We start from the raw sequence: 23619 nt of genomic DNA on the forward strand, positions 1-23619 counted from the left end.
TTAGACCCTCTATTATTTTTTTTAAATGAGAAAAATTAAAAACATTATATTTCAATAGGTTAATATCTTTAAAACATAACTCATATCAAGAGTACAGTCTTTAAAGATAACCAATGATGTGAATTGATTAAAACTTGTCAGTTATGTGTCAGTAAATTGAACTGACAAAATAGACCATTTTAGTGCTTCGTAAAACACTTCAAAATACTCATTATGATATTTTATGTACATAGTTCATTTGTCTTGATGAATACGTGAAACGAATAGCAGATTTCACTACTTTGCTGATCTACTCCATGTCATGGACTGTGGATAAACAACCTTTAAAACCCCTTTTGAAAAAAATATCGGCTTTTTTTAGCAGTTTTTCCCATTTTATCGTTATTTGCCTTAAATGCATTTAATTGAATTCGTTTTGATTCTTTTGATGGTTATTGATCATCTCATAAGGCAAGGGATTTTTATTACAATATGCTGCAATCTATTAAGTATGATAACAAACACGTTACTTTGCGCTCTCTGTTGGAATATTATCGTCAACGAGCTAAATCACCCCGTGAATTAGGAACCATGTTTGAAAACCTTGTCATGGCTTATTTGAGTGAAGACCCTCTTCAAAAGCAAGAATATGAAAAGGTTCAAACTTATTTGGAATGGGCTAAGGAGCATGATGAAGATGGAACGGATATTGGGATTGATCTGGTCGCTACAATCCGTGATGAAGGAGGCTATGCGGCTATTCAATGTAAATGCTATGACGCCTCTCACATAATTAAAAAAGAAGATATTGATAGTTTTATAGCAGCTTCTGGCAAAAAGATCTTCACCCGTCGTATTCTGATTGATAGCACCGAAACAGATTGGAGTGACAATGTTGAACTGACTTGTGAGGGGCAAGAAATCCGCCCTCAACGGATTAATCTGTTTGATTTAGAAAACAGTCAAATCGATTGGGGGGCTTATAAAGAACAAGGACAAGCTGTTCTTAAAGAGAAACCGAAGAAAAAGCTTTTAGATCATCAAAAAGAAGCCCTTGAGAAAGTCTGTGAAGGTTTAAAAGAAGCAGACCGTGGCAAGCTCATTATGGCATGTGGAACGGGGAAGACTTTTACAAGCCTTAAGATAGCAGAAACCATAGCAGGTCAAGGCAAGCGTGTATTGTTTCTGGTGCCCTCTCTCGCTCTTATCTCTCAAACAATTCGTGAATGGACAGAAGATACAGAAGTATCCTTGCGTTCCTTTGCCGTATGTTCGGATACGCAAGTAGGTAAGCGTCGTAAGAATAAAAATGATGATGAAGCTGGTCTCGATGCATCAGACCTTGTTTTACCGGCTACGACCGATGCCAAAGAGCTTGCGCGTAAAGCCAATAAAACTTCTTTTGATGTGATGACTGTGGTCTTTTCGACTTACCATTCAATCCAAGTGATTTCCGATGCGCAAAAAAAGTATGATTTACCCGAATTTGATCTGATCATTTGTGATGAAGCACACCGTACCACTGGAGCTGTATTAGGAACAGACAAGCGTGAATCTGAATTTATCAAGGTTCATGATAACAGCATCATTCGGGGTAAAAAACGTCTGTACATGACGGCAACCCCTAAGATCTTTACCGACAAGCTGAAAAAGAAGGCTGACGCATCTGATGCTGTTCTGGCGTCCATGGATGATGAAGAGCTCTATGGAAAAAATCTTTACACTTATACTTTTTCAAAAGCTCTAAAAGATAAACTTTTAACACCCTATAAAGTTATCGTCTTGGCTGTTGATGAAGCAATTATTAACGCAACGATTCAGAAACGCCTTAAAGATAAAAATTCTGAACTTATTCTTGATGATACAACTAAAATCATTGGCTGCTACAAAGCACTTTCCCAAATAGAAAAGAAGGAAGAAGATGACATAAAACCTATGCGTCGTTCTCTGGCTTTTTGTAAAAATATCAATACGTCTCAATTAGTTAGCGAAATATTCAATGACGCCATTGATGAATATCATAAATTTGTTCCCGAAAGTAAGACTTCTCTTATCTTTGATGTTAAGCACATTGATGGATCTTTTAATGGCAAAAAACGTAATAAATTACTTGATTGGCTTAAAGAAGATACAGATGAGAATAACTGCCGTGTGTTAACCAATGTCCGATGTCTCTCTGAAGGAGTCGATGTCCCTGCTCTTGATGCGGTTATGTTTTTACACCCGCGTAAAAGTCATGTAGATGTGATACAGGCGGTGGGGCGCGTGATGCGTCGCGCAGAAGGTAAAACAACAGGCTATATTATTTTACCCGTTGGTATTCCCTTTAATATTCCACCACAACAGGCTTTAGAAAACAATACGAAGTATGATGTCATCTGGCAAGTTCTCAATGCTTTGCGTGCTCATGATGACAACTTTAAAAACAAAATAAAAGCCTTAGAGCTAGACCAAAATGTTCGTCATGTGTTTGAGATTGTAGGAGTCACTTTTGACCCTGCTTTACAAGCAATGACCGCTGTTGTTGACGAACTCTCTTTCCACGCAAAATCGGAAAGTGTTGGGCTTCATATTGGTTCAGTAGCAAGTGAAAGCTCTTATAAATATGGAGGACAAAAAGAATTCGAGTTTTATGTTGATGAATTATCGCGTGCTATTAAGCCCATCATTGTCAAAAAATGTGGAGAGCCTAATCAGTGGGGAAATTGGGCTGGCAATGTGGCTGCAATTGCACAAAATCATATTATTCGTCTTAAAAGCATACTCGCTGATAAAAAGAGTGAAGCTTATCGCGCCTTTCATGCCTTTCATAAAGAATTAAAGAACGGTTTAAATGACAGTATCGAACAAGAGGATGCACTCGAGATGTTGGCGCAACACCTTGTGACACGTCCTATTTTTGAATCCTTGTTTGATGGAAATGAGTTTGTGAGTAAAAACGCCATCTCGCAAGCGATGGAAAAAATCTTAGCTGAACTTGATAAGATGAATATCAAAGACGAAGCCAAAGATCTTGAAAAGTTTTATCAAAGTATAAAGGATGATACAGAGGAGATTATTGAGACGCGAGCAAAACAGAATCTTATTATCAAACTTTACGAAGATTTTTTTACCAAAGCATTCAAAAAGACAACAGATAAACTTGGGATTGTTTATACACCTATTGAAATAGTTGATTTTATCTTACATTCCGTCAATGATGTTTTAGAGCAAGAGTTTGGACAAAGCTTAAGTTCTCGAGGTGTCTCTATTCTTGATCCTTTCACTGGAACGGGAACCTTTATCACACGGCTTTTACAATCTGGACTCATCAAACCAGAGGATATGGAATATAAATTCCGTCATGATATTCATGCCAATGAGATTGTTTTGCTAGCCTATTACATATCAGCGATTAACATTGAATCGACCTATCATAGTCTTATGAAAGGAGAGTATATACCTTTTGAAGGAATTTGTTTAACTGATACGTTTTTGATGCTTGAAGAAAAAGATTTTTTTACACGCTATATGTTTGAGAATTCAGAGCGGTGTAAAAAACAGCAGGAAGTAGATATCCAAGTTATTGTTGGCAATCCTCCTTATTCGGTAGGACAAAAAAGCGAAAACGATAATGCAAAGAATACACCTTATCCGATATTAGATGACCGCATTCGTGAAACCTATGCTGCTCAATCTAAAGTAACAAATATACGAGCACTTTATGATAGCTATATACGCGCTATTCGTTGGGCGAGTGACCGTATTGATAATGCTGGGGTAATCGGCTTTGTCACAAATGGAAGTTTTTTAGATGCAAATTCTATGACGAGTTTAAGAAAGTGTTTTGTTAAGGAATTTAGCAGTATTTATGTGCTCAATTTGCGAGGAGATATTCGCAAAAATATGACGAATAAAGAGACTTCTCAAGAAGGAGAAAATGTTTTTGGCAATGGTAGTATGACCGGTATTGCCGTGACCTTATTTATAAAAAATCCCAATGCTTTTGGATCTTGTAAAATTTACTATCACGACATTGGTGATAATCTCACAACAAAAGAAAAACTTACTACTCTTGAATACTTTGGTAGTATTAGTGGTGTTACGCGTGAAAGCGGTTGGAAAATAATTACACCAGACAAGCACGGTGATTGGATCAATCAACGTGATGATAGTTTCAAGACATTCCTGGCTCTAGGTGTTAAAAAAGAGCATGATAAAAAGCTATTTGAAACTTATTCTCGTGGTATTATGACGAGTCGTGATGCATGGGTATATAACTCAAGCCGTAGTGTTTTATCAAAAAACATGAGTAATATGATTGCCTTCTATAATAGCGAAGTAGAACGTTTTAATAATACTTATGCACACACCGACCGTAAAATACGTACTAATGCTGTAAATGATTTTGTAAATTCAGATGAAAGAAAAATTAGTTGGAGTCGTGCACTTAAACAAGAGTTGGCAAAAGGTAAGTTTTTTGATTTTAAAAATGCATATCTTACGCAAAGTTTATATCGTCCTTTTATACAGCAATGGCTCTATTATAATCGCATTTTCAACGATATGGTTTACCAAATGCCGTGGATATTCCCTATAGGGCAAGCAGCAGAGAATAAAGTAATACAAGTTACTGGTGTAGGAGCAAGAAGATTTTCTGTATTGATGAATAAAGCCTTACCTAGTTTAGATGCAATAGAAAAAGGTCAATGCTTTCCACGTTATATTTACGAAGACACTACGGTTTCAAAAAGTAAAAGTGGGAAACAATCCCATTTATTTACAAATTCTACAGAGAAAAACACAACATCTGGTTTACAGAGACGTGATGCCATTACGGATGAAGGACTAGCATATTTTAAAGCCGCTTATCCTAATGAAACCATAACAAAAGATGATCTATTCTATTATGTTTACGGTCTACTTCATTCAGAAGATTATCGCTCTCGTTATGCTGATAATTTATGCAAAGAATTACCTCGTATCCCATGTGTAAAGAGTGCTGATGATTTTGGGAAATTTGTAACAGCAGGGCGTGAATTGGGTCATTTGCATGTGAATTATGAAGATGTAGAGCCGTATCCCGTGACCTTTAAAAAGGGTAATCCAAAACAGACAGAAATCTCTAATCCCGAAAAATTCTATTATGTAACTGAAATGAAATTTGCAAAAGCAGCTAAAGAGAAAGGAAAATCCGAAAAGGATAAATCAACAGTTATTTACAATAGCAATATTACCATAACAGATATCCCTCTTGAAGCTTATGAGTATATCGTCAATGGCAAGCCTGCTCTTGAATGGGTTATGGGGCGTCAATGTGTTAAGACTGATAAAAAGAGTGGCATTGTCAATGATGCTAATCGCTATGCTGTTGAAACCGTTGGAAACCCTGCCTACCCTCTAGAATTGTTTCAAAGGGTTATTACCGTAAGTTTAGAGACAATGAAAATCGTAAAAAACTTACCAAAATTGGAAATAAGAGAAACTGAATAACTTATAAAGCATGCTCACATAATGGATATGTTAATCTCACAAGGGGTATAGAGCTTATAACCATAATCTATACCCCCTTTATACATTGCTTACATATAAGCTTTAAAATGATAGCTTTATTAACATCGAACTTGTGGCTAAAATTCGTAATTATGCTGCTATTTTCCTAACTCTACTTTGGGACGATAAGCCCCTCTTTGGCTAGTTTCTCAACAGTTGTTTCTGCAACGCTTACTATGAGATTAGAAAATGATGCAAAAGCATTTCCATCGCTATAGCCTTTTGCTAGCCATATGGTTTCTTTGTTTTTTGTATTGTGAATAAGGTAAACACTAACACTTATGGCGGGCTTACTAATATTATATCCACCGGTCACATAACTTGGTGTCGTCTCAGTTTCTATGGTAACAGAGTTTCCAAATCTCGAAATAGAACTTGTAGAGGTTCCTGGATGATATGTTGGCGGGATATACGTCTGTGATATAGCACGATTATCAACGCTAACTATTAGGAGAGCATCTGCGCCTTTATTTGTTATAATTTTCTCTTTCTCGTTATAGGAATAATTACGAGTTGGAGGGAAAAGATCTAATCCTCTCAATATCTGTACATTGTATTTAACGAGAGATTTCTCAAAGGTGTCTTCAAGTTCTTTTTGCTCAGAAATAGACATGCCAACACCTCCTATGACCACCTTTTTCGTTTGAAATCGTCCCTTGTAGTTTGGATCAACAATTCCATTCAAATGTGTTATAGGACCACAAGCTGTGAGTATTAACAAACAAAGTAAAATAGAAAACTTCATCATCATAAACCTTTGATTAATGTCAAAAGTCTAATAATGTATTTATAATTTAAATTAAAGATGCGATTTGAATTTTTAAATATTTTTTTTCGATTGCCTTTAAGAAGTTATACCGTAATCTAAAATGATAACTTTATTGTTTTCAAAAGCTTTGTTTAAAGAGGGTTATATATATTCATTTTGCTTATAGGTTTTGAAGGTGTAAAAACCGTCAAAACCCCCTCAAAACGTATATTATTAGTTGAATTTATAAATTGCATTATCAATAGAGGTTGTTTTTTTAAGGTCTATAAAATATTAACCTATTGAAAAATAACGTTTTTAATTTTTATCGTTTTTTTACATAATAGCAGCAACCCTCAAAACTCAAAACCCCGTCAAAACTCATAACTATAATGATCTTGATAGCATCTCTTATGAGTTACAAGCTATCTTTTGAAAAGCTTTAAAGGATCATATGATTTTCATAAAGCACGTTGTAATGACTCACTCAAATGATCACTTTTGTCAGTTCAATTTACTGACACATAACTGACAGGTTTTAATCAATTCATATCATTGGTTATCTTTAAAGATTGTATTCTTGATATGAGTTGTGTTTTAAAGAAATTAACCTATTGAAATATAATGTTTTTAGTTTTTACGCATTTAAAAAAAATAATAGAGGGTCTAAAAAGAACTGACAAAACTGACAACACTGACACGGTCTATTAAAAGGGATTTTGCTAATCTCTATAATTATCAGTTTCTATTGAGATGTTTTCATAACAGTCTATAAATCACAATTATCCTATTTATCATTTCTCTTATGAAAATGAAAAATGATGCCATGGCTATAAAGTATATAACAGCTATAGAGAATGCATAAAAACAGTAAACTTGAATACTCATATGCAAATGAAAGCATTTGTTTATAAAGACAGTCCCTATAAAAGGCTGTTAAGTCTAAAATGTGTTATTAAAAGAAATTAACAGAAATCTTAAAAGCCATTTAGTGACAAAATTGATAGGTTATAAAGTTTAAAATACGCATTATGAGAGCGTTTCTAAATATTATAAGTGTATAGATTCAGAAAATACGCAATTGTTTCACAAAGTCTATAATATAGCTTTAAAAGCACATAAATATAAAAGAAGCAAATAATAGGCATAAGATATTATCAATACACAACGTATTTAAAAAAATACAAAAAAAATATCAAAAAAGATAAAATATTATTTGACAATAAATACGTATTTTGTTATATAAATAACCAAGTGCTGAAAACACTTAAACATCAAGCGGGTAGATTACGAAACAATCTTTCCCATATCAAAAAACTGACTATCTTTTATGCTGTGATTAGCATATATGAGAATTTTGTCGGGTGTGGTCATGCTATACAAAACCCTATGGGGAAGGCATGCCGACGGACTTGATGCCGTGTTTTCAACACCCGGCGCCCTTATAGGGTGTCAATTGAAAACAATATTAACATCAAGGTTTTAAATATGACAAATATATCAAACAACACCCCCGTTATCTCTTCCATTTCAAATGCAACCGCGCCTGTTAATAAACAAGAGCCTGCAAAAAAATATGAACTTACTAATGAAAACCGCGTTGTTAACGGTGTGACTTTACACCGCATTAAAGCTTTAAGAGACTTTGATGATGTCAAAGCTGGTCAATTGGGCGGCTTTATTAAAGATGAGAGTGATCTGTCTCATAAAGGCAATTGCTGGGTTTATGATGATGCTATGGTTATCAAAGCAAGCGTTTCCGAAAATGCCAAAATACGCAATAATGCCTGTGTTGTGAATTATGCTAGGGTTTATGGTAATGCCGTGATTAGTGATAAGGCATGGGTTTTGAGTGATAAAGCACATGTTTATGACAATGCAATCATTAATGGCAATGCAAAAATTGGTGGCTATGTTTTTGGCAATGCCGTTGTGAGTGATAATGCCGTTATTACTGAGGGGGCTCTTATTTACGATAATGCCCATGTATATGAAAATGCTCAAGTGAGTGGGCTTGTGTTTAATGATGCCCATGTCTACGGTAAATCACGCCTTGCTGCGTGGTCAAAAGCTTATGGCAATGCTCATGTTTTTGATAAGGCTATAGTTTATGATGGGAGCAATATTTATGACAATGCCAAGGTTTCTGGCTCGGCGCGTGTTGGTCCCTTTGCAAAAATTCACGATAATGCTCATGTGAGTGGCAAAGCACAAATTTGCCAATTTACAACGATTTATGGCAATGCTGTGCTTAAAGAAAATAAGAAATTTTCTGAAGATGTCTGTGGTTTTGATCAGGATATAAATAACGCTGCGTAAATAACGCGCGGGCGCGGGCGGGGGCGCCCCTCTTTAAAACATCTCATTTTAAAATTTAAATCTCCTTATAAAGGAATTGTGCTATGCAAAAAAAGTTTGCACTCACAAATGAAACGCGTGTAATTAGTAATCAAATTCTTTATCGCATTAAAGCTTTAAAAGACTTTTCTGATGTCAAGGCTGGCGATTTAGGCGGTTTTGTTGAAAAGGAAGATAACCTATCGCATTATGACAATTGCTGGGTCTATGATGATGCTTGTGTTTATAATAATGCCTATGTTTCTGATAATGCTAAAGTCTTAAATGAAGCTTATGTTTTCGATAATGCAAAAATTGAAGGCTATGCACAAGTTTATGATAATGCCGTGGTTTATGACAATGCTAGGGTTGCTGATCATGCCGTGGTTTTTGGAAGAACTTATGTTTACGGTTATGCCTGCGTTTTGAATCATGCTGAGGTATCGGACAGGGCTGTTATAAAAGGTCATGCTAAAATCTATGATGATGCTTTACTGACTGGCTATGCGCAAGCTTATGGCAATGCAAAGATTTTTGACAATGCTCAAGTTTGGTTTTTTGCTATAGTTGGTGATGATGCTTGTATTTATGAGAATGCAAAAATTACAGGCTATACATACATTTGTGATCAAGTGAGTGTTTTTGGCAATTCATATATAGATACAAAAAAATTAAATGGTCATATTAAAATTTGTGATCAAATCATAAGAGACGCTGCTTAAATAACAGCGCGGGGCGCGGCGGGGGCGCCTTCTTTCCAATCAAATTTTCCTAACCGTTTAACACATATCTATTATGTGAGGGTATCTCTATGTCTCAAAAATACGAATTAACCAGTGAAATCAAAAAAATCAAACATGCACTTACTCGAAATATTATAAATCTTTATCGCATTAAAGCTTTAAAAGATTTTGATGATGTTAAGACGGGGGATTTAGGGGGCTTTATTGAAAAGGAAGCTAATCTATCCCATGATGGCAATTGCTGGGTTTATGATAAAGCTTGTGTGTATGGCTATGCCGTCGTTTCTGAAAATGCAAAAATACGGCATTTTTCTCAAGTTTGTGGTCAAGTCTATGGGAATTGTGAAATCTATGGCAAGGCTTTCATCTCTCAATACGCAAAAATTTATGACCATGCTTGTGTCTATGGCAATGCTCATGTTTATGGCAATGTTTATGGGTATGCTCATGTGAGTGGTGCTGCCCGCGTTCTTGCTGATGCTCATATTTATGATTATGCTCATGTTTCTTATGATGCTACGGTTTTTAGTCATGCAATGGTCTATGGTCGTGCCATTGTTGCTGGCTCTGCCCGTATTCATAGCTATGCCAAGGTTTATAATTATGCCTTTATTAATGGTCGTGCAAAAATACATGGCAAGGTCTATGGCGGTGCTTTGGTGGGCGGTTGTGCTGAAATTTATGGCTCTGTTTTTGGTAATGCCAAGGTTTTATTCTATACTAAGGTCTGGGGTCGCGCTTATGGCAATGCGAAATTAACCAAGAAAAGCAAAGTAAAGGAAGTTCCTATAAATTATGAGGTTTATGAAAGCGATAACCTTGTCAAGATTGTTGAGGAAACAGAATAAAAATAGACACGGAGGTGCCTTCTTGATGGTTATAAACCCATCATAAAAGAAAGAATGCAAAAAAAGCCGTGTCAAGTGATATGACGCGGCTTTTGAATAATGACTCTAATGAATCACTCATAATGGAGGAATGAATGCATATATACAAAATGTATTATATTTCAAGTGCTCTATTGAGATATGAAAACTTATCAAAAGGAATGTAAATAATACCTATGATTTTTACTCACTCATTTGAATGAGAAAGCCTATAAACGCTTTTTGTTTCTCTCAAACGTATCAATCATAACGTCTTTAACTTAAAGAGATTTATTGAAAACAAAGCCCATGATCATGATGCTTCTTTTAAAACGTTTCAAAATACTAAGCTCAAAATTGAGCTGAGTGAATTCAAATAACACATTGTCTAAAATCAAAACCTATCAAAACGCTTGGTAGGTTTATTAAGACAATCAAAAGCAAATGCATCTTAAATGAATGTCTTTTTAAAAACGTTCTTTTTACGCTTGTAATGACTGTTTTAAAAAAGCATATTTTATAAAATAAATAAACAACTGCTTTTATCAAATATAAGGCTTTTAAATTTACTCTGTTATATAACCCCTATATATTAAAAAGTTCTCTCATAAGTGAAATGCTCTTAAGAGCAAATGATAACTGAGTCATAGCTGTTATAAAAGAAGTTTTAAATGTTTTTATAGAGATCTCATTTTATGTTTCAAACGTTTAAACGTTCACTTAGAGAGGTTCTCATAAGCATCTTTTCATTTTGTCTCAAACATAACTTCTTTGCAAATTAATTGCTCTATATTTGGCTAGCAAACTTTAAACATTATAGCTCTTATCTAAAAATTTAGAAAAATCCCATGCCTTGTGATGTTATAACAATTTTGAATTTTACCTGCTTATCTTTGTCTAAATAGATGCCCTCAAATTTGAGGAGACCTCATTTGGTTTCGTATTTTTAAACTATAACTTTTAAAATGTTTTTTAGTATCATGTTTAAGGTAAAATAGTCTTTTACTGCTATGGTATTAGCCGCCTCCATTTTTTTATGGAAGCGAATAGTTCCGTTCTTCAAAATTAGCCTGCAATCTATTCATTAAAAGGCTTTTCATTTCATAAGATATAACGTTTTGAATTTCATACTGTTGTGATGATAGTGTCTATAATTGCCTGCCTATCATTTTCTAAATTTTTAGTAAGCGTTTTAAAAGCGGTCTTATCCTTAATCCTTTTATGCAATTTTTATAAATTAAACCTATAAGCTTATGACAGTTTCAAACGATTATTCCTTTGAAGGTTTCGCTCAAAAAAGAGCAAAACTCATACCATTCTTTAAACGTATACAATTTATGTTATCGATATTTTCAAACGACTAAATTTTAAAACAATGTGATTTCTGCTGTGATAAAAACGTATCATAAAATTTATAAACTGTTATGAATGATATCTGCTTTTCATTTCATTTGAATGCAACCATGCTTTATAATATTTACATCATGATTTGCTTTTTATGGTCTATTCATACATGGCAATCTTCTATAAAAAATGGTCAAATGAATCATGCATAAAAAGATGGATTCTTAAGTGGATTCATATAAAATAATTACAAACAAGCTATTGATTTTATTTCATTTTTTGATATAATGCCGCATCACCAAGTTACGGGCTTATCGCCTGAGTTTATCGGGACGAGAGAAGTCTCACAAGCAGGGATTTTAGAGGCACAACGGCGTCAATCTAGTCTTAACCTGCTTGCTTGTCTGTTTGATGGCTTGCGTTTGTATCGCAAGCGGCAAGGTAAGATTATTTTACACCTTATACAGAATTATTTGTCTGATGGTCGCTTGGTACGGATATCGGGTGAGGAGAACGCGCAATATATTCCATTGACGCGTGAAGAAGTAACGAGTGTCGAGTATGATATTGTAGTTGATGATGCTCCAACCAGCCCGAATGAGAAAGAGCGTACCTTTGGCATTATCACGCAATTATTACCGTTGCTTCAAAATGCCGTAACACCGGATATCATGCTTGATTTGCTTCGTTATTCACCATTGCCTGCGTCATTACTCAATCGTGTGAGTGAGAAGATGCAACAGCAGCAAATGGCACAACAAGCCCAACAACAGCAAATGGATCCGGAACAAGAAATGAAGTTGCAAGAAAAGCAGCAGGATATTGCGACTAAAAGCCAGATGCAACAGATGGATTTGCAAGGAAAGCAGATTGAATTGTTCATGCGTCAAAAGAGAGCAGAATTGGAAGCCGAAATGATGCAACAGAGGCATGACATTGAACGTCAGAAGCTTCTCAATGAACAAGCACACAATCAGATTATGCGAGAGAGAATAGCATTGCACAGAGGCATGCATATTTGAGAGAGGTGAAAGAATGAATGCAGAAATGAACGAAGCTATGAATGAAGATTATAGGGTTGGTGCACCGGTATTTGATGATGAGAACTCTTTTGATGCTGGCACTTATGATGGTGAAACGATTGATAATGATGACATCACGTCTCCAGAGCCGGTTGCACAGCCCGTTGAAAAGCCTTCAGAGATTGTTCCTAGTATAGAACAGCAGCGTGTGGAGCAACAAGCCAAACAAGCTCGTGAAGCGCTTGTCAAGCTTTATGAACCCCAATCCCAGACACCAATGGTTGAAGGTGAAAATGCACCCCCAGACCCTACACAAGACATTATTGGCTATATGAGTTGGATGGGAAAAAAGATTCGAGAGCAGGATGCGTATATTAGGGAACAGAAAGAAGCGCTAAGACAAGCTGAGGAACAGCAGCAGCACGATATGCGTCTTGGTGAATTTTTTAATAATTCTGTTAAGTCGTTTCAAAATAAATCCAGTGATTTTGATGCCGCGGCAAATTTTCTTTATGAGGCACGCGCAAAGGAATTGAGTTCTTGGTCATCACTTTATCCTGAGTATGGACAACAAAACACAATAGATGCGATTATAAGAGATCAATTGCATGCGCTTGTAGCGACTTGTGCACAAAGAGATCTCAATCCGGCAGAAGAGATTTATAGAATAGCGCAAAATCTTGGCTATCAGAACCAAGCATTACAAGCGAATAATCAAGTTGCAGAACTTCAAAGTCGGCAGAATTCTGCGAGAACCTTAACGGCATCTGGAGGAGGGGGGAGTGTTGGACCAATCACTTTAGCAAGCATTGATAGGATGTCAGAAGAAGAATTTGACGCTTGGATATCAAATCCGAAAAATAAAGCAATTTTTCGGCAATTGCATGGTGCTGGTAACGGGTATTAAGAGTGCATTTTTATAGAAATTAGCCTGTTTTATGCAGGGTTATGGTCCGGCTTTTAAGCCGGTTTTTTTACAGCAAAGAAAGGTAAAATCAATGGCATTAACAACAGTTAGAGCAGATGATCCTCATGCGATAAGCACGTGGTCAAAATTATTAAATACAGAAGTTTCAAAGGCGATACCTATTGCCCCCCTTATAGGCAAGGGTTCAAACAGCATTATTCAACTAAAAACCGAAATGCAGAAAGGAAGAGGGGATTGTGTTACATTTAGCTTACGTACACAGCTTTTGGGACGGGGTGTTACCTCAGGACAGACGCTTGAGGGGAATGAAGAGGCATTACAATTCCTTCATGACAGACTATATATTGACGAACTTTCGCATGCAGTTCGTGTAGAAAATGAAGGTAGTATAGCGCAACAACGTACAACGTTTGATTTGCGTGACGAAGCAAAAGATGGCTTAGTTGATTGGTATGCAGATCGCTTAAGCTTGATGTTTTTCATTCAAGCTTGCGGATATACAGCAAGGACAATCTCTTTTGAAGATCGGATGATAGATATCGAGAATGTGCATTATGGATTTAATGAACCTCTTGCACCAAGTAGTAAGCGAATTATCCGTCCAGATGAGAAAACCAAGGATGAAGATCTAAGTGAAGCAGACAAACATAGCTTTAGTTTGAAGCTTATTGATGAAGCTGTAAAAATGGCAAAACTTGCTAATCCCAAAATTCGACCAGTGCGTGTGAATGGGGAGAGTGTTTATGTACTCTATTTGCATCCAACACAAGTGATGCAATTGCGCACCAATACAGAGACTGGTCAATGGCTTGATATTCAGAAAGCTGCTTATACCGGTTCGCGTTCCAAAAATCCAATCTTTGATGGTTCTTTAGGCATGTATAATGGTGTGATTTTACGTGAATCTGAACATGTTACCCATGGTGTTAACTCGACAAATCGTGCAGCGAAAAAAAGCGTGCGTCGTGCTGTTTTTCTTGGAGCACAAAGTATCGTTATGGCTTTTGGGAACAATCGCAATGTCAATCGCTATCAATTGGTGGAAGAGCATTTCGACTATCAACGTTACTATGGTTTGTCTGCGAAAACACTGATTGGCATGAAGAAAACCCGTTTCAAATTTCCAAATAGCTCTCAAGCAGCGCAAGATTTTGGAACGATTGTTATCCCCACCTACAGTGGTGAACCTGATAATTAATCATAGGGAGAAAACAAGACATGGCAGATCAATTACCACCTCCATTACAGGGAAGAAATCTTCACACCCAACAGGTGAGTTTCTTACGTTTGAATATCTCGCATAAAGATAAGCATCTTACGGAAAAAATCGGAATTTTGCCTCGTGGCGCTTTGATCACTTCGATGAAGGCTTTTGTCAAGACCGCGTTTTCTGAGGCAAAATTAAAGATAGGCAGCACCTATGGAGGCAATGAGTTCAGTGAAAAAGACATCAAAGCCCAAGGCACGCAAGATTTTACGCCAACAGATCAAAAGTCTTTTGTTGCAGATGATAAGGAGATGACCCTTTATGCAACACGAGACAAAACCACTGATGCTGGTGAATGTATTGTGGTTGTGCAATTCGTGACAAATCATTGAGGGGATAAGACATGGCAGATTATTTACCACAGCCCTTGCAAGGGAGAAGTCTTCATACGCAGCAGGTAAGCTTTTTGCGGCTTAATTTTAGCTATGAAGATAAAGAAAACGCTATGAGAATAGGTACGCTACCTCGTGGTGCTTTGATTACTTCGATCAAAGTATATGTTAAGACAGCATTTTCGGACACGAAGGTAAAAATAGGCAGCACTGCTGGAGGGACTGAGTTTGGGGAAGCAGAAATCAAACAGCAGGCAGTCAAAGAAGTTAAGCCCACCAATCAGAAGGAATTTGTCCCTTATGATGAAGAACTTACTCTCTATGCTAAAGCGGACAAAACGGTACAAGCTGGTCAAGCAAGTATAGTCGTTGAATTCGTAACCAATCACTAAAATTGAGAGGAGATATCTATTAACTCCTCTCAGTTTATGAATTAGCAGATTGTACAGAGAGTTGTAAATTAAGGGCAGATAAGACAGCGACTAAGGTAGAAAGTTTAGGGTCACCTGTTTTGCTTAAAGAGCGGTATAATCCACTGCGTTCTCGATTGGTTTCTTTTGCTAAAGCACGCATATTTTGAGAGCGAGCAACAATACCAATGGCATCCGCTATATGAGCAGCATCACCAGTTTTGAAGGCTTCATTGAGAAATGCTTGTTGTACTTCAATGTCTTCAAGATATTCTTCTGGTTTAAATGGGGTTATTTTCATCACTGTACTCCTCTTTTAACTTTAATGCTTGTTCGATATCCCTTTTCTGCGTTGATTTATCTCCACCGCATAACAAAAGGATAAAATCAGAGCCTTTTTGGATAAAATAAATTCGATAACCAGCACCATAGTGGATACGTAATTCACCTATGCCATTAAAGAATTTAACATCACCGAGAAGACCTTGTTTTAAGCGTATAACACGTTGAAGAATAATAGCCTTAACGCTTTTATCTTTAAGTTTCTTAAGCCAAGTATCAAATTCTATCGTTTTATGAATGAACACCATTAGTGTACTGTAATACACATAATGTATAATGTCAATAATAATATTCCTCACAGAAAGGTATTTTGATGACACGTCATTATATTCGGGTTAAGACCGGAGGACCGATACCTGTAAAGCGAGATGTTTATCGTCATAAGAGAACACTTTCGCACTTAGTGTCGGTCATTCAAGATGAGATTGATGACATAGCCGATGAGTATGTTCATCAAATCCAAGAAAGCATTTTTGCAGCTATTCGTTTTTGTGAACGAGAGACCTTTTACTTTAACGAAAGCCGTGATGTGGTGTTTGAGACACGGGCGGGACAAGGTGTTTATGATGCAAGCACTACCCGCCCTATTGAAACAGCTGTTAAAATCAAAAACGTTTATCTGAGTTCTGATCAACATCATAAGTTTGCATTGGAGTGTAAGGATCATGTTTCTTTAGAGCCTTTGTTATCATCAGAGCAGCAAGGAACGCCGGTTTGTTACAGTTATTTTGATAGGAAATTACATCTTTATCCCACGCCGGATAGAGCCTATCAGATTCAACTCATTCTCTCTCCATTGCGTTTATCAGAGATAGAGAGTGTTGATGAGGAGCATCCATGGTTTGTGCACGCGTTTGATTTGATTAAGGCGCGTGCAAAATATGAACTGTACAAGAATATTCTTAAAGAACCCGATTGTGCAACGGCAGCGTACAATGACTTTAACGAACAGTTGCATGAATTGCGTGCAGAGACGTCTCAACGTCATAACGTGACCAGAATAATACCAACGGATTTTTAAGATGGTTTATTTTCCAATCGCTGATTACAGACCAGATGTTGCGATCGTCAACGGTAGCTTTACGGATACACTTGTGAATGTTTTACCGGCAGATGGCGGTTACATACCCATGCCTAGTGCAATGGTTGTGTCTCATCCTTTAGAAGAAAAGCCTTTGGGTTCAATAGCGTTTAGAAGTGGCAATGGTGTTAAGATAATCGTAGGAGGCAAGCAAAAGCTTTACAGTTATGATAGTCAAACGAAGGGTTGGAAAGACATCAGCCAAAATGGTGTGACGTATCAAGCACATGAGGATAATCAATGGTCGTTCGCTTTGTTTGGTCAAAGAATTATTGCAGTGAATAAAAATGATAAACCGCAAGTCTTTAATACCCATAGCTCTGAACGGTTTGAAGATTTAGGAGGCAATCCACCGAAAGCAGGCTTGGTGAAGGTTTGGGGACCTTTTGTTTGTTTGATGCAATTGACAGATCACCCCAATCGCATTCATTGGTCTGGCTTGGAAGATGCTACTCATTGGACAGTTAAAGAGAAAGATTGCGATTTTCAAGATTTTCCGGATGGAGAATATGTTCAAGGGGCAACAGAGTCCACCAATCCCCTCATTTTTATGCGTTCTGCTATTTATGCAGGAACCTTTGTTGCGGGTTCTAAGATTGTATTTACGTTTCAAAAGATACAAGACAAGCGAGGAGCCCGCAGTGCAGCCTCTATAGCATGTCGAGGGAGTGATGCTTTTTTTGCAGGTGATGGTGGTTTTTATCAGATGAGTGCTGATGGTCAACTTTTGCCGATAGGCTTTGAGAAGGTTGATAGAACGGTTTTTAAAACTTTTGATAAATTTGCTCTTGATGAGATGCAAGGAGTGATAGATCCCATTGATAACCGGATTTACTGGTCCTTAAAAAGAGGCAATAACGAGCAAACGACCTTTGTCTATGATTGGGGCTTGCAGAAATGGTCGACGCTACAGGGAAAACCTTTCACGTTGTTTCCAGTATTTACGACAGGTTATACTTTAGAACAGTTAGATGAGATTTCGATCAATCTTGAGTCCTTGCCGGCTTCTTTAGACAGCCCTCGTTGGCAAAGTGGCGCGCCAATGCTTGGTGCTTTTGATGATAACAATCGGCTTGTTATGTTTACGGGAGCAGCGATGGAGGCAACGGTTGTTTCACAAGAAATGGGAGCACCAGATGGAAGTTTTAACTTTATCACGAAAATGTTTGCCGAAGTTGATACGACGGAAGGTCTTTTAAGCATTGGAGAGCGTCGGCTTCGTAATCATCAGACACCGATTACATGGCACCAAGAGAGGGCATGTTCATATGTCACGGGCGCTTATCATGGTCGTTCGCGTAATCGTTATCACCGCTTTAAATTGCGTATTCCTGAAGGCGTTCATTGGAACCATATCACAGGGTTTAATGTGGATTTACGTCCTTTAGGCAGAGGGTAATGGCAAAAGTTTTTTTGACCACGTCTTGGGATTTGGAGCGTATAGCGCCTTATCTGGAAGACATCATTGAATCTTTTAGAGAGTATGTGGAACGTTTTAAACATGAAATCACGTTGCAAGAGCTCCTTGAAGCGATTTGCAGTGGCAAGAAACAGTTATGGCTTGTTTTGGATGATGACGAGCGCTTTTTAGCGGCATTCACGACCCAGATACAGCAGACAGTTTTAGGAAAGAAGCGCGCTCTGATTTGTGAATGTAGTGGGAAGGGCGTTCTTGATCAAGTTGACAATTTGCCATTTGTAGAGGATTGGGCGCGTGAGAATGGGGCTTTTGAGATAGAGATCTTGGGTCGTTTAGGTTGGAAACGTGCACTAAACAAACAAGGTTATGGCATAGATATGCTTTATTATAGGAAGGAATTGTGACATGGGGAGCAAGACACCAACAACGACAGAACAGAAGCAGGTACAAACAAGCGCCCCTCCCACTTGGATGCAGAATGTCTTTAAGCGTGGGGGTGCAGATGCGTATCAAATGTATGATACAGGGATTGGGGGTAATGTTTATGGTGGTCCTCGTGTAGCGCCGTTAAGTTATCAAACGCGCTATGGAATTGGTGGTCTTGGAAGTATTCCACAGCATTATCAAAATCGCTCTTTGATGAATACAATCTATAATCCAACGTCGGCAGCAAGCAATCTTGGAAGAGTGGCTTCTGGTGATATGGTTGGACAGAATCCGTCTTTTAATGCTGCGCTTCAAAATAGCTTAGACCGCGTCAGAGATACGATTAACAGCTCTTTTGCCGGTGCGGGTCGTTATGGTTCTGGTGCACATACAGGTGTCTTGGCAAATGAACTTGGTGCTTTGTCTACAAGTGCTACAGCAGACCAGTATAATCGTGATGCGGATCGCATGATGCAAGCCAATGCCATGATAGACCAAGCCAATCAAAATCAGTTAGGAGCTTCAAATAACTTCTTACAGGGTTATGGGAATGCCTATTCCAATGCCGTACAAGGGGGAGGTGTGCTTGATGCCCACAATCAACGCCTTGTTGATGCCAATAGAGAACGTTGGCTGGAACAAGACAATAGCGGCTGGAATAGGTTGAATATGCTTATGAATGCCGGTCATGGCTTTGCAAGAAATTACGGCACGACAACGAATAATAATACAGCTTCGATGATACAAGGGAATAGCCCATGGAAAAATGTAGGGACAATAGGTTCTCTGGCACTTCAGGCAGCACCAATGGCTTTTGGTTACATGGCAGGTGGTCCAATGGGAGCAGCGTTGGCAGCAGGAGTCCCCAAGGATTTTTTAGATCACATGAATAAGAAACAGAAACAATAGCTGTATAATCATTAAAGAATAGTTTTGTAGGAGAGCGTGATGGCATTTCCATTATTATTTCCATTAGCTGGGGCAGCTTTTATGGCAGCGAGAGCTGCGCCTCATATTTTTAGATATATTGCTCCCAAAGCGGTTACAGGGGCGAACAGATTGGGACAATTAATAACAAAGAGCCCCGTGGGAAAATTCGCAACAAAGAACCCAAAAACCACTGCATTTACGGTTGGGGCATCAGGCATTGAAAGTATGATGACACCAGAGAAAGCACATGCACCATCCAACCCCTATTTACAGAACATGCAGAATCCATATGGACCATTTATGCCCTATACGGTTCCTAGAGCGGATATGCCTCTTGGAGTTGATCAACAGCCACCTATGCCAAATGCACTAGAGAGTACTCCACAAGAACTAAAACCTCATGTTAATGAACAAACGCAACCATTAGCACCCGCTTCCCCAACACCGACTCCTGAACTGACAGATGCAGAGAAATTTTTACAGTCCAATACTTATAAGTTTTTTCAATCAGATGCGTATCAGAAACTCAAAGATCTTTTTGCAGGTATGGCAGAATCTTCATCAGACGGTTCTGGGTGGGATGCGCTTGCAAGTGGTGTGAAGCATCTTAATGAAGGAGATAAGGAAAGAGGGCAGGTTAATCAGACCGTCGAATACCTAAAATCTAAAGGGTACAGTGAAGAAGAGGCGCGGTTCATGGCTGGGAATAAAGATGCATTGAATGCTTTTCTATTACAAAAAGTGAACGGCGGTTATGATGCTAGATCTAAAGAAGAAATGGACCGCCTACGAGAAACAATAGATCTTAAAAATAGTGAAGCTATCAGTAGTAATACACTCCATGACATTGAACGTTTTATGAATTATATAGAAGAGAATGGTGATTGGGCTACGGGAAATCTTGCTGATTGGCAAGCTTCTTTTAAGGTTCCTCAACACCGTGATATGCGTTCACTGCTTGATTCCATTAAAAACCGTATAGGTATTGACCGTTTAGAAACGATGAGACGGTATTCACGCAATGGTGCTTCTGGTTTTGGTAACCTTACAGAAAGAGAGCTTGATATCTTAAAGAGCTATTTAGGAGAGATAAAGTACGACTTGGGTCATAAAGAGCTCTTGTTTAGGTTGAAAAAAATCCATCAGATTTTGGCTAAGATGAAATTAGACGTATTGAAATTGCTAGAAGACAGCAGCATTGAATTAACGCAAGAGAGTGTTGATAAGGTTACCTCACAGTCGCATTCTAAAGCTCCACAGCAAGGACATAGTGCAAATGCGCCTGTAGTAAAAAGTGCAGAAGAAATTGAAGCCTTACCGAAAGGAGCAGATTTTATTGTTATTGATGCCGATGGTAAAAGAATGACTATAAGAAAATAGGTTATGTTTCATGTCTGAACTTAAGAATTATGATAAGTCACTTCTTCCTGAATGGGCTAGAAAGTATAAGGTTATTGGTATTGCTGAAGATGTTCAAAAGGAAACAAATTATCCTGAACTTAAGGATTATGATAAATCACGTCTCCCTGAATGGGCTAGGAAATATAAAGTAATTGGTCCAGTTCAAGATATTCCAAATACTCAAGAAACATTCAAAGATTTTGCATTTGATGATAAAGATCTTACGTGGTGGGATGCTGTTAGAAGCCATGGTACATCTGGTCTTACAGCAGGGTACAGTGATGAGATACAAGCGGCGAATGAAGCAGGTTTTACGGATTATTGGCGTGGTGATAAGAAAGCAGTAGAGGTTTATAACAGAAGAGTAGCCAAGGAACGCGCTTACCAAAAAGCCTTGGAAGAGAAATATCCATGGTTGTCTTCTGGTGCTTATATTGCTGGTTCGATTTTGCCAACATTAGCATCTTTGGGTATTCCCGCATTAAATTTTTTGCGAGCAGGCTCGACTTTAGGAAGTTTAGGTAGGGGAGCTATTGTTGGGGCAGGTTCTGGAGTTTTACATGGTTCTGGTGCAGGAAAAGGTTACAATGATACGGTGAATTCGGCATTAGCCGGTGGTGTTGGTGGGGCAGTTTTGACGCCGGTTGCTGCTTTAGGAGGTATGGGTATTTCTAAGGCAGTTCGTAGTTTAGGAAATGCTTTAAAGTCACCTCCTGTCGTGAGGAATTATTTTAATCCTGCTCGTAAAGAGGTTTCAAATAAAGCTTTGCGAGAAGTTGCCAAGCAACTTTACGATAATAAAACCCAAAAGATCACGGAACGTCTTAGCTCAGAACCTCAGGAAGTATTTTTGACAGATATTAATGAAAAACTACGACAGACTTTGTGGAATGCGTCTAAAACAAATGAAGATGTTTATAATCTCTTGAAACAAGCGCATGAGAAAAGATTAGGCGGTTCTGTTCAACGTCTTGATGATATGATGGAGCAGACGATTGTTCCATACCAGCATAGCGATATTTTAAGCAGGACACTTAAACGGCAAGGAAAAGAGGCTCATGATCATCTCTATGAACAAGCGAAGCAAATTCCAATAGGAAAAGAACATTATCCAGCTCTTAATAATTTTTTTGAGAATAAAGGGTTTCAAAGAGCTCTCAAAGAAGCTGTTAAGACTTTAGAGGAACACCCCCTCAGTATAAATCCTAGACGATTTTATAATAGAAAGTTTAGCAGTATAAACTATAAACCTACGATAGAGTTATTAGATCAAACCAAGAAGTCTCTTGATGATTTAATCGAAAAAAGTAAGAAACATGGCGATAACCAGAAGGTTTTAGGATACGAAATTCTCAAACAAGATTTAGTAAAAATAATGGATCAAATCTCTCCTACTTATCAAGCAGCGCGTGGTAGTGCAGCAAAATTCAAAAATTTTGCAGATAGTTTTGAGAAGGGTAGACAAGCTCTAGGCACGAAACTTGAAAAGAGTATTGAAAGGGATGCAGTTAAGGAAAATCTTTCTAAAGGGAATTGGACAAAACAAAATAATACCTATCAGATGGGTATGAGAAATGCCTTAGATGATTTACTCAGAAAAAGTGATGACCCTATTAATGAATTTTCTAAACTTTTAAAACAAAATCTTGCGTCTGAGAATCTTGAAAGGACCATAGGACCGGAACGGTTTTCTACTTTTAAAAAGGCAGTAGATCAGGAGCAATTCTATTCTGATGCAGCAAAAGAGGGTTTTAGCAAATTTGAAGGCGTTCCTGAGGTTTCTCTTGTTGATGGAGTTCGTGTACCACAGAGTATTCCTGATATCCCAGTTCAAGGCTTTAAATTAGCACGAAATATATTTTTCCACCCGAATGCCCCAGAGGCGCTACGGGCAAGGCAAGAGCTAGAGCGCGGAATAGCAAAGTTAGCAACTTTTGGCGTTAACGGAATGGAGCGCAATGAAATTGCCAAATTGATTCAAAGTGCTTTGAAGTGGCATAAAGCCGGTGTGATAACGGATGAAGGCTTGAAGATTGTTTCTAGAGCTGTAGCAAAAGGGTTAGGTCCTAGTGCTTCAATAGAGTACGCGAAATGACCCGTTATAGTCCTGCTGTTAATCAAGCGATACGGCAAACGGCAGCACGTTATGGCTTGCCAGAGAGTTATTTGTACCGTGTTGCGCAAGTGGAAAGTGGAGGCAATCCGAATGCAAGGAATCCCCGCTCTTCTGCTGGTGGGTTGTATCAATTTATAGACAGCACCGCCAAACAATATGGTTTGCAGGATCGTTTTGACCCCATACAAGCAGCTGATGCCATGGGGCGGTTGACGCTTGATAATCGCAATCATTTAAGCCGCCTTTTGGGAAGAGCGCCTAGTGAAGCGGAGTTGTATTTAGCCCATCAACAAGGAGCAGGAGGAGCCGCGCGGCTTCTTCAAAATCCCCATGCCAATGCGGCGCAAATTGTTGGGAGCAATGCGGTTGGCTTGAATGGTGGAAACAACGCTATG

Annotated in this window: 18 protein-coding genes and 1 pseudogene; 16 read left to right on the plus strand and 3 right to left on the minus strand. The window is 38.0% G+C overall.

What is annotated here, in order from left to right; translation table 11 throughout:
- Window positions 1–471: 471 nt before the first annotated feature.
- Complete coding sequence (locus ACFINA_RS07215) at window positions 472–5451, plus strand: DEAD/DEAH box helicase (RefSeq protein WP_375615324.1); 4980 nt, start codon at window positions 472–474, stop codon at window positions 5449–5451.
- Between the two features lie 172 nt (window positions 5452–5623).
- Here the strand turns inward: ACFINA_RS07215 and ACFINA_RS07220 are convergent, their stop codons facing one another.
- Entirely contained in the window at window positions 5624–6256 is a 633-nt protein-coding gene (locus ACFINA_RS07220; protein WP_375615325.1) for a hypothetical protein, read from the minus strand.
- 1491 nt (window positions 6257–7747) lie between these two features.
- On the opposite strand from ACFINA_RS07220, the gene ACFINA_RS07225 reads away from it, so the two are divergent.
- The 8 genes and pseudogenes from ACFINA_RS07225 (at window position 7748) to ACFINA_RS07260 (ending at window position 15490) form a co-directional block, all read left to right on the plus strand.
- Window positions 7748–8578 carry a hypothetical protein gene (locus tag ACFINA_RS07225; protein ID WP_375615326.1) on the plus strand — a complete coding sequence of 277 codons (831 nt, stop codon included), beginning with the start codon at window positions 7748–7750 and terminating at the stop codon, window positions 8576–8578.
- 83 nt (window positions 8579–8661) lie between these two features.
- On the plus strand, window positions 8662–9318 hold the full coding sequence (locus tag ACFINA_RS07230) for a hypothetical protein (RefSeq protein ID WP_375615327.1): 657 nt from the start codon (window positions 8662–8664) through the stop codon (window positions 9316–9318).
- 89 nt (window positions 9319–9407) lie between these two features.
- A complete protein-coding gene (locus ACFINA_RS07235; RefSeq protein ID WP_375615328.1) occupies window positions 9408–10187 on the plus strand; it encodes a hypothetical protein in 780 nt (259 codons plus the stop codon).
- 1658 nt (window positions 10188–11845) lie between these two features.
- A pseudogene (locus tag ACFINA_RS07240) lies at window positions 11846–12571 on the plus strand (phage portal protein); the annotation flags it as partial.
- 13 nt (window positions 12572–12584) lie between these two features.
- The gene (locus ACFINA_RS07245) at window positions 12585–13478 is read left to right on the plus strand and encodes a hypothetical protein (RefSeq protein WP_375615329.1); all 894 of its coding nucleotides are present in this window, start codon (window positions 12585–12587) and stop codon (window positions 13476–13478) included.
- A 91-nt stretch (window positions 13479–13569) separates the two neighbouring features.
- On the plus strand, window positions 13570–14697 hold the full coding sequence (locus tag ACFINA_RS07250; RefSeq protein ID WP_375615330.1) for a N4-gp56 family major capsid protein: 1128 nt from the start codon (window positions 13570–13572) through the stop codon (window positions 14695–14697).
- Window positions 14698–14717: 20 nt separating this feature from the next.
- Window positions 14718–15098 (plus strand): hypothetical protein, encoded by a 381-nt coding sequence (locus tag ACFINA_RS07255; RefSeq protein ID WP_252619690.1) that lies wholly within the window; start codon window positions 14718–14720, stop codon window positions 15096–15098.
- An 11-nt stretch (window positions 15099–15109) separates the two neighbouring features.
- Window positions 15110–15490 carry a hypothetical protein gene (locus ACFINA_RS07260; RefSeq protein ID WP_375606622.1) on the plus strand — a complete coding sequence of 127 codons (381 nt, stop codon included), beginning with the start codon at window positions 15110–15112 and terminating at the stop codon, window positions 15488–15490.
- A 34-nt stretch (window positions 15491–15524) separates the two neighbouring features.
- On the opposite strand, the gene ACFINA_RS07265 is transcribed toward ACFINA_RS07260, so the two are convergent.
- Entirely contained in the window at window positions 15525–15809 is a 285-nt protein-coding gene (locus ACFINA_RS07265; RefSeq protein ID WP_375606621.1) for an addiction module antidote protein, read from the minus strand.
- Window positions 15790–16098 (minus strand): type II toxin-antitoxin system RelE/ParE family toxin, encoded by a 309-nt coding sequence (locus ACFINA_RS07270; protein WP_375606620.1) that lies wholly within the window; start codon window positions 16096–16098, stop codon window positions 15790–15792. The genes ACFINA_RS07265 and ACFINA_RS07270 overlap by 20 nt, the downstream gene beginning before the upstream one ends.
- 65 nt (window positions 16099–16163) lie before the next feature.
- Between ACFINA_RS07270 and ACFINA_RS07275 the strand changes: the two genes are divergently transcribed.
- From ACFINA_RS07275 to ACFINA_RS07305, 7 genes are all read left to right on the plus strand, one after another.
- Window positions 16164–16871: a hypothetical protein gene (locus tag ACFINA_RS07275; RefSeq protein WP_375615331.1), complete on the plus strand. Its 708-nt coding sequence runs from the start codon at window positions 16164–16166 to the stop codon at window positions 16869–16871.
- 1 nt (window position 16872) lies between these two features.
- Window positions 16873–18330 carry a hypothetical protein gene (locus ACFINA_RS07280; RefSeq protein WP_375607583.1) on the plus strand — a complete coding sequence of 486 codons (1458 nt, stop codon included), beginning with the start codon at window positions 16873–16875 and terminating at the stop codon, window positions 18328–18330.
- On the plus strand, window positions 18330–18755 hold the full coding sequence (locus tag ACFINA_RS07285) for a hypothetical protein (RefSeq protein ID WP_375615332.1): 426 nt from the start codon (window positions 18330–18332) through the stop codon (window positions 18753–18755). Before ACFINA_RS07280 ends, ACFINA_RS07285 begins: the two co-directional genes overlap by 1 nt.
- A gap of 1 nt (window position 18756) precedes the next feature.
- Entirely contained in the window at window positions 18757–19686 is a 930-nt protein-coding gene (locus ACFINA_RS07290; protein WP_375615333.1) for a hypothetical protein, read from the plus strand.
- A 39-nt stretch (window positions 19687–19725) separates the two neighbouring features.
- The gene (locus ACFINA_RS07295) at window positions 19726–21087 is read left to right on the plus strand and encodes a hypothetical protein (protein WP_375615334.1); all 1362 of its coding nucleotides are present in this window, start codon (window positions 19726–19728) and stop codon (window positions 21085–21087) included.
- 10 nt (window positions 21088–21097) lie between these two features.
- Window positions 21098–23203 carry a glycine zipper family protein gene (locus ACFINA_RS07300; RefSeq protein ID WP_375615335.1) on the plus strand — a complete coding sequence of 702 codons (2106 nt, stop codon included), beginning with the start codon at window positions 21098–21100 and terminating at the stop codon, window positions 23201–23203.
- A partial coding sequence (locus ACFINA_RS07305; RefSeq protein ID WP_375615336.1) for a transglycosylase SLT domain-containing protein occupies window positions 23200–23619 on the plus strand: 420 nt, incomplete at its 3' end. The genes ACFINA_RS07300 and ACFINA_RS07305, both read left to right, overlap by 4 nt.

The sequence above is a fragment of the Bartonella sp. AC10YNML genome (assembly GCF_042196825.1).
Lineage (GTDB): Bacteria > Pseudomonadota > Alphaproteobacteria > Rhizobiales > Rhizobiaceae > Bartonella.

What these genes read in the sequence shown, in the direction of transcription:
- ACFINA_RS07215 (WP_375615324.1), top strand. Translation starts at nt 472, where the DNA reads ATGCTGCAATCTATTAAGTATGATAACAAACACGTTACTTTGCGCTCT.
- ACFINA_RS07220 (WP_375615325.1), bottom strand. Translation starts at nt 6,256, where the DNA reads ATGAAGTTTTCTATTTTACTTTGTTTGTTAATACTCACAGCTTGTGGT.
- ACFINA_RS07225 (WP_375615326.1), top strand. Translation starts at nt 7,748, where the DNA reads ATGACAAATATATCAAACAACACCCCCGTTATCTCTTCCATTTCAAAT.
- ACFINA_RS07230 (WP_375615327.1), top strand. Translation starts at nt 8,662, where the DNA reads ATGCAAAAAAAGTTTGCACTCACAAATGAAACGCGTGTAATTAGTAAT.
- ACFINA_RS07235 (WP_375615328.1), top strand. Translation starts at nt 9,408, where the DNA reads ATGTCTCAAAAATACGAATTAACCAGTGAAATCAAAAAAATCAAACAT.
- ACFINA_RS07245 (WP_375615329.1), top strand. Translation starts at nt 12,585, where the DNA reads ATGAATGCAGAAATGAACGAAGCTATGAATGAAGATTATAGGGTTGGT.
- ACFINA_RS07250 (WP_375615330.1), top strand. Translation starts at nt 13,570, where the DNA reads ATGGCATTAACAACAGTTAGAGCAGATGATCCTCATGCGATAAGCACG.
- ACFINA_RS07255 (WP_252619690.1), top strand. Translation starts at nt 14,718, where the DNA reads ATGGCAGATCAATTACCACCTCCATTACAGGGAAGAAATCTTCACACC.
- ACFINA_RS07260 (WP_375606622.1), top strand. Translation starts at nt 15,110, where the DNA reads ATGGCAGATTATTTACCACAGCCCTTGCAAGGGAGAAGTCTTCATACG.
- ACFINA_RS07265 (WP_375606621.1), bottom strand. Translation starts at nt 15,809, where the DNA reads ATGAAAATAACCCCATTTAAACCAGAAGAATATCTTGAAGACATTGAA.
- ACFINA_RS07270 (WP_375606620.1), bottom strand. Translation starts at nt 16,098, where the DNA reads ATGGTGTTCATTCATAAAACGATAGAATTTGATACTTGGCTTAAGAAA.
- ACFINA_RS07275 (WP_375615331.1), top strand. Translation starts at nt 16,164, where the DNA reads ATGACACGTCATTATATTCGGGTTAAGACCGGAGGACCGATACCTGTA.
- ACFINA_RS07280 (WP_375607583.1), top strand. Translation starts at nt 16,873, where the DNA reads ATGGTTTATTTTCCAATCGCTGATTACAGACCAGATGTTGCGATCGTC.
- ACFINA_RS07285 (WP_375615332.1), top strand. Translation starts at nt 18,330, where the DNA reads ATGGCAAAAGTTTTTTTGACCACGTCTTGGGATTTGGAGCGTATAGCG.
- ACFINA_RS07290 (WP_375615333.1), top strand. Translation starts at nt 18,757, where the DNA reads ATGGGGAGCAAGACACCAACAACGACAGAACAGAAGCAGGTACAAACA.
- ACFINA_RS07295 (WP_375615334.1), top strand. Translation starts at nt 19,726, where the DNA reads ATGGCATTTCCATTATTATTTCCATTAGCTGGGGCAGCTTTTATGGCA.
- ACFINA_RS07300 (WP_375615335.1), top strand. Translation starts at nt 21,098, where the DNA reads ATGTCTGAACTTAAGAATTATGATAAGTCACTTCTTCCTGAATGGGCT.